This window comes from Arthrobacter sp. B0316-1-20, assembly GCF_059091865.1.
The window spans coordinates 1-6,465 of sequence record NZ_JBNHHC010000107.1 but is presented as its reverse complement, the minus strand read 5'-3'; the positions used below and the strand labels follow the sequence as shown (position 1 = coordinate 6,465).

The following is a 6,465-nucleotide window of genomic DNA, read 5'->3' as shown; positions in this document are numbered from 1 at the left end:
TGCTCCTCGAACCGCTTGCAGAACGGGCAGAGCATGTCCACATAGACAACAATCTGCGCCGGTTCGCCGGCGGGGGCGGCGGCCACGCCGGACGGGATGGTGCCGGCCGCTGCCGTCTCCTCTGGCAGCGTGCTGATGTCCGCGGTAAACGGCTCGGTGTCCACCAGGGCGCCGCCGGCTGTGACGGTCACGCCGCCGTACTGGTTGCCGTACGCCGGCGCGGGACCCGCGTCGGGGATCTGCGCGCGGATGCTGCTGGTGACAATCAGGGCGACGACGGCGATGATCGCCACCACCGCCGCTACCACACCCCAGCGCACCAACTGCTTGGTCCGCCGCTCCTTCTTCTGCTGCTGTTCCCTCAGCTGCCGTGCCTTCTCGCGGGCTGCAGCGGTGCGTTCAGCCTTGGTCAGCCGGGGCTGGTTCTGGTTAGCCATGATTCCTCTGGTCTCGGAACGTACGGGGCCGCTAACGGCGGCAAATCTAGAGTTTAATTGATGTGAACCGCGCCGCAGCCCGCCAGGATCTACGCCATATTCAACGGGCCGGGCCACCGGAAAGTTTCCTTTGGAGGGTAGAGTCGCATTACGGGCCGACTCGAGTAGGGAGCCACTTTGAACACCGTAAATACAGACACACGACCGATCAGTACCGTACGGCCGCGGGGAGCGGCAACCGCCGCGCCCACCCCCCAGCCACAAGGCGTTCCAGGGGCAGGAGGGCCCGGGGAATACGATTTCGTGGTGGTTTCCAACCGGCTGCCGGTGGACCGCATCATGGAAGCAGACGGCAGCAGCAGCTGGCGGCGGTCCCCCGGAGGCCTGGTCACGGCGCTGGCTCCCGTTATGTCCAAAGCGGACGGTGCGTGGGTGGGCTGGCACGGCGCACCGGACGAAAAACTCGACGCCTTCGACCATGACAACACCCACCTGGTTCCGGTGCCGCTGAGCGCCGAAGAAGTGGAGCTCTACTACGAGGGATTCTCCAACGCCACACTGTGGCCGCTGTACCACGACGTCATCGCTCCGCCGGAGTTCCACCGGAACTGGTGGGAAACGTACCGGATGGTCAACAACCGCTTTGCCGCCGCGGCTGCTACCGTAGCCGCCAAGGGCGCCACCGTGTGGGTCCAGGACTACCAGCTGCAACTGGTGCCCCGCCTGCTGCGCAAGGCCCGCCCCGATCTGAAGATCGGTTTCTTTAACCACATTCCGTTCCCGCCGATGGAGATCTTCGCGCAGCTGCCGTGGCGCCGGCAGGTCCTGGAGGGACTGCTCGGCGCGGATCTGGTCGGCTTCCAGCGTCCCAGCGACGCCAGCAATTTCCTGCGCTGCACCCGCCGCTTCATCGGCTACACCACCCGCCAGCAGCAGGTGCACGTCCGCAACGACCCGGCCGGCCTGGACTACATCTGCCGGGCCGAAGCCTTCCCGATTTCCATCGACGTGGACCACATCACCACGCTGGCCCAGCGCGAGGACGTCATTGAACGCTCCCGCCAGATCCGCCGCGAACTGGGCAATCCGAAGACAGTCCTGCTGGGTGTGGACCGGCTGGATTACACCAAGGGCATCGCGCACCGGATCAAGGCCTACGGCGAACTCCTCGAAGACGGCGCGGTCTGCGTAGAGGATGTCAGCCTGATCCAGGTGGCCAGTCCCAGCCGCGAGCGCGTGGAGCACTACCGGCTGCTGCGCGAAGAGGTCGAAGGTTCGGTGGGCCGGATCAACGGCACCTTCGACACGATGAGCTCCACGGCGATCCGGTACCTGCACCACAGCTACCCGGTGGAGGAGATGGTGGCCCTGTACCTGGCCGCCGACGTCATGCTGGTTACCGCGCTGCGCGACGGCATGAACCTGGTGGCCAAGGAGTATGTTGCGGCACGGCTGAACAACCGCGGTGCTCTGGTGCTCAGCGAATTTGCCGGCGCCGCGGATGAGCTGCGCCAGGCCCTGCTGGTGAATCCGCATGACATCGACGGCCTCAAGGAGACCATCGTCAAGGCCGTCAACCTCTCCCCCGCCGAAGCCGCGCGCCGCATGCGCGCCATGCGCCGGCAGGTGCTGCAGAACGATGTGGAACGCTGGTCCCGGAACTTCCTCCGCGCCCTCCAGGGCGGGGAGGAAGAACCCCGTCTTCCGGGAGGGGATGGGAATGCCTGACCAGGCCGGAACCGCATCGGGTACCGAACGCAGCGACCTCGACTCCGCGCTGCGCAGGATCAGCGGCACCGAGCGGCTGCTGGTCGCGCTGGATTTCGACGGGACATTGGCTCCGATTGTCGAGCATGCGGGCGACGCCCGCTCCCTTCCCGGTTCCGCGGCGGCGCTGGAGACGCTGGCGCAACTGCCGGATACGACGACGGCCCTCATCTCCGGGCGCGCGCTGGACAGCCTCCGGATCGTCGCCAATCCCGGCGAACGCATCCTGCTGATCGGCAGCCACGGGGCCGAGACCTGGACCGGCCCGGATGCCGAGCCGCTGTCCCTGACCGAAGAGCAGGCAGCCCTGCTCAAGGAGGCGACCGTCGTCGTGCAGTCAGTGGTGGACGCACATCCGGGGACCGTGCTGGAAAACAAACCGGCCGGCGTCGTGCTTCACACCCGGACCGCGGACGACGCCGTTGCTGCCGCCGCCACCGAGGCGGCGCGCCTTCGCCTCGGGCAACTGGAAGGCCTGCACCTGACCGACGGCAAGCGCGTGCTGGAATGCTCGGTGGTCCATGCCAACAAGGGCGAGGGACTGGAACTGCTGCGGTCCCTGGCGGATGCCACCGCGGTGCTCTTCGCCGGGGACGACGTGACGGACGAACATGCCATGAAGATCCTGCAGCCGCAGGACGTGGGCATCAAGATCGGCCCCGGCAGCACCGCCGCGGGCTTCCGAGTGGACTCCCCCGCTGCGTTCCAGCACGTGCTGGAACGGCTGGTGGAGCTGCGCACCGGCGCAACGGCCGGTTGACAGCCAATGCCATACTGATTTTCGTGGTGTCTTTCACACCGCAGAATTGAATATCCACCCATCACTACGGATCGTCGGGCACGTACCTGCCCGTGAAGGGAAATCAGAACCATGGCAACGGTAACGTTTGACCAGGCCACCCGCCTGTACCCGGGCACCGACAAGCCCGCCGTCGACAGGCTCAATCTGGACATCGCCGATGGCGAGTTCCTGGTCCTCGTCGGCCCCTCGGGCTGCGGCAAGTCCACCTCCCTGCGGATGCTCGCCGGCCTGGAGGACGTCAATGCCGGCCGGATCCTGATTGGCGACCGGGACGTGACCGACGTGCCGCCCAAGGACCGCGACATCGCCATGGTCTTCCAGAACTACGCGCTCTACCCGCACATGACGGTGGCGGACAACATGGGGTTCGCGCTCAAGATCGCCGGGGTGTCCAAGGAGGAACGCACCGAGCGGGTCCGCGAGGCGGCCAAACTGCTGGACCTGGAGGAGTACCTGGACCGCAAGCCCAAGGCCCTCTCCGGCGGCCAGCGCCAGCGCGTGGCCATGGGTCGGGCGATCGTGCGCAACCCGCAGGTGTTCCTGATGGACGAACCGCTCTCCAACCTGGACGCGAAGCTGCGCGTGCAGACCCGCACCCAGATCGCCTCCCTGACCCGCCGTCTGGGCGTGACCACCGTCTACGTCACCCATGACCAGGTCGAGGCCATGACCATGGGTGACCGCGTCGCCGTGCTCAAGGACGGACTGCTGCAGCAGGTGGACACCCCGCGCCGGCTTTACGACCACCCGGACAATGTCTTCGTCGCCGGCTTCATCGGCTCGCCCGCGATGAACCTGCTCGAACTGCCCGTCACCGACAACGGTGTCCTCTTCGGCGGCACCGTGTACCCGGTGCCGGCCGAGGTGCTGGGCCAGGCCCACGGCCGCACTGTCACCCTCGGGGTGCGCCCGGAGGACCTTGAGGCCGCACCCGCGGGCGAGGGGCTGGCCGTGGAGGTCGACGTCGTGGAGGAACTGGGCGCCGACGCCTACATCTACGGTCACACCACCCTGGACGGCAGGGACCACGACATCGTCGCCCGCACCGACGGCCGCCGTCCGCCGGTCAAGGGAGACACCGTCCATGTCCGCCCCGTCCCCGGCCACGTCCACCTCTTCGACACCACCACCGGACAGCGACTGGGCGCCTGACGGCCTCCGAGCACCCATGACGGATCCACAGGGTACGCCGGCAGCCGCGCCGGATTTTGCTGGCGCGGCGGGACGCGCGGGCGCCAATTGGCGCGACGAGCCGACGGACTGGGAGCAGAAGGGCAAGCTGCCCCGGCGTGACACCCCGTCGCCCGGCGCCCTGGGATCGCTGAACATCACCGCGGCCGCGGCGGATCCGGAACTGCTGGATCTGCCGTGGGACCGTGGCCTGGAAGACTGGCCGATGGAATCGCTGGCGGCACTGCCCCGGGGGATTTCCCGGCACGTCGTGCGGTTCGCGCATCTGGGCGGATCCGTCATTGCCATCAAGGAAACCGCCGAGCATGTGGCCCGTCACGAGTACCACATGCTCCGCAAGCTGCAGCGCCTGGATGTCCCGTGCGTGGAGCCAGTGGCTGTCATCACCGGGCGGACGTCCGCGGCCGGAGCGCCGCTGGATCCGGTGCTGGTCACCCGGCACCTGAAGTTTTCGCTGCCCTACCGGGCGCTGTTCTCGCAGAAGCTGCGCCGGGACACGCTGACCCGGCTGATCGATGCCCAGGCGCTGCTGCTGGTCCGCCTGCACCTGATCGGCTTTTACTGGGGTGATGTCTCGCTGTCCAACACGCTGTTCCGCCGCGACGCCGGTTCCTTCGCTGCCTATCTGGTGGATGCGGAAACCGGCGAACTGTATCCGCAGCTGTCCTCCGGACAGCGCGAATACGACCTGGAGATCGCACGGGTCAACATTGCCGGTGAACTGATGGACCTGCTGGAAGGCGGGTTGATCGAAAGCGAAGTCGATCCGGTGGCCACCAGTGAACGCATCATGGACAGCTACCGCAGGCTCTGGGCGGAACTGACGGCCAAGGAATCCTTCGAATTCGGCGACCGCTGGCGGGTCAAGGCCCGCATCCGGCGGCTGAACGAACTGGGGTTCGACGTCGAGGAAATGGCGATCCGGACCAACCCGGACGGCACCACCATCCAGCTCCAGCCCAAGGTGGTCGACGCCGGCCACCACCAGCGGCGCCTGATCCGCCTCACCGGTCTGGACGCCCAGGAAAACCAGGCCCGCCGCCTGCTGAACGACATGGATACCTACCGCGCGGACAACTTCCCGGACACGGACGAAGACATCAGCGCCCATGCCTGGGTGCGGCACGTTTTCGAGCCGATTGTCCGGTCGATCCCGCGTGAACTGGCTGGGAAGCTGGAACCGGCGGAGGTGGTCCACGAGGTGCTCGAACACCGCTGGTACATGTCCGAACAGCAGGACAGGAACGTCCCCCTGGCGGAGGCCGTCCAGTCATACATCGATACGGTGCTGCGCCACCGCCGCGATGAGGCGGCCATCCTGCTGGATCCGGATATCCAGACCATGAAGATCCTCGAGGGCGAGGCGCTGGGGGACGACTGAGCGGCTGCGGACGGCTAGTGCTTGAGGGCGGTTTCCGTCCCCGAGCCTTCCCGGGGAAGACCGCCTGCAGCCTCAGGAGCCTGCGGCAGCGGCTCCGGCAGAGCCTCGGGCAGCGCCTTGCCGGGATTGAGGATGCCCCGCGGATCGAAGAGTTCCTTGATCCGGCGCTGCAGCGCCAGCACCTCGGGGGCCTGTTCCCAGCCGAGCCAGCGCAGCTTGTACTGCCCGACACCGTGTTCGCCGGTGATGGTCCCGCCCATCCGAAGGGCCACTGCGATCGACTCGTCCAGGACGGCATTGAGCCTGGCAATCTGTGCCTCGAACTCAGCCCGTTCCGATACATTCAGAGCCGTCCGGTCGGTGGGAAGCAGAACCCAGAAACTGGGATGCAGGTTCCCGTCGCCCGCATGGGCGACCACTTCCAGCGGAAGGCTGTGTTCGGCCGCCATCCGCTCCAGCGCGGCGACGTAATCCACCAGCCGGGACCGCGGAACCGCAACGTCCTCGCCGACCCGGTATTCGTGCACAACGTCCAGTACGCGGCTGTGGCGGCGCAGCTCGATCAGCTGTTCCGCCTCCGCCCTGTCTCCTGCCGCTATGCTTCCGTCGGAAGCCGCGAGTACCCGGCGGACCACGTCCGCTTCGGCCGCTGCGCCGAAGCCGTCGGTCTGGATGAGCAGCAGCGCGGCGCCGCGCTCCCGCAGGTTGGAGCCGTGGCGCGCGTCCAGTGATGCCATGGCCGTCGCCTGCAGCAACTCCATGATGGCAGGCTGCACCCGCGCGCCGCCCACGGCCAGGACACCAGCGGCGGCCGCCTCAAGGTCCGGGAAGAATGCCGCGACTGTCTGCACATCAACCGGTAGGTACCGAAGCCTCACGGTGATGCC

Annotated in this window: 5 protein-coding genes and 1 pseudogene; 4 read left to right on the top strand and 2 right to left on the bottom strand. The window is 67.2% G+C overall.

The window, feature by feature from the left end:
- Positions 1 to 437 (bottom strand): annotated as a pseudogene (locus AC5RW2_RS39560) (DsbA family protein); the annotation flags it as partial.
- A gap of 207 nt (positions 438 to 644) precedes the next feature.
- On the opposite strand from AC5RW2_RS39560, the gene AC5RW2_RS39555 reads away from it, so the two are divergent.
- The 4 genes from AC5RW2_RS39555 (at position 645) to AC5RW2_RS39540 (ending at position 5,578) form a co-directional block, all read left to right on the top strand.
- Positions 645 to 2,165, top strand: coding sequence for an alpha,alpha-trehalose-phosphate synthase (UDP-forming) (locus AC5RW2_RS39555; protein ID WP_494032336.1), 1,521 nt, complete (start codon positions 645 to 647; stop codon positions 2,163 to 2,165).
- Positions 2,158 to 2,964 carry a trehalose-phosphatase gene (gene otsB / locus AC5RW2_RS39550; protein WP_494032311.1) on the top strand — a complete coding sequence of 269 codons (807 nt, stop codon included), beginning with the start codon at positions 2,158 to 2,160 and terminating at the stop codon, positions 2,962 to 2,964. The genes AC5RW2_RS39555 and otsB overlap by 8 nt, the downstream gene beginning before the upstream one ends.
- A gap of 111 nt (positions 2,965 to 3,075) precedes the next feature.
- Complete coding sequence (locus tag AC5RW2_RS39545; RefSeq protein WP_494032310.1) at positions 3,076 to 4,158, top strand: ABC transporter ATP-binding protein; 1,083 nt, start codon at positions 3,076 to 3,078, stop codon at positions 4,156 to 4,158.
- Between the two features lie 16 nt (positions 4,159 to 4,174).
- Positions 4,175 to 5,578, top strand: coding sequence for a DUF4032 domain-containing protein (locus AC5RW2_RS39540; protein ID WP_494032309.1), 1,404 nt, complete (start codon positions 4,175 to 4,177; stop codon positions 5,576 to 5,578).
- Positions 5,579 to 5,592: 14 nt separating this feature from the next.
- Here the strand turns inward: AC5RW2_RS39540 and AC5RW2_RS39535 are convergent.
- The coding region (locus AC5RW2_RS39535; RefSeq protein ID WP_494075210.1) for an FAD-binding oxidoreductase at positions 5,593 to 6,465 on the bottom strand (873 nt) is incomplete at its 5' end.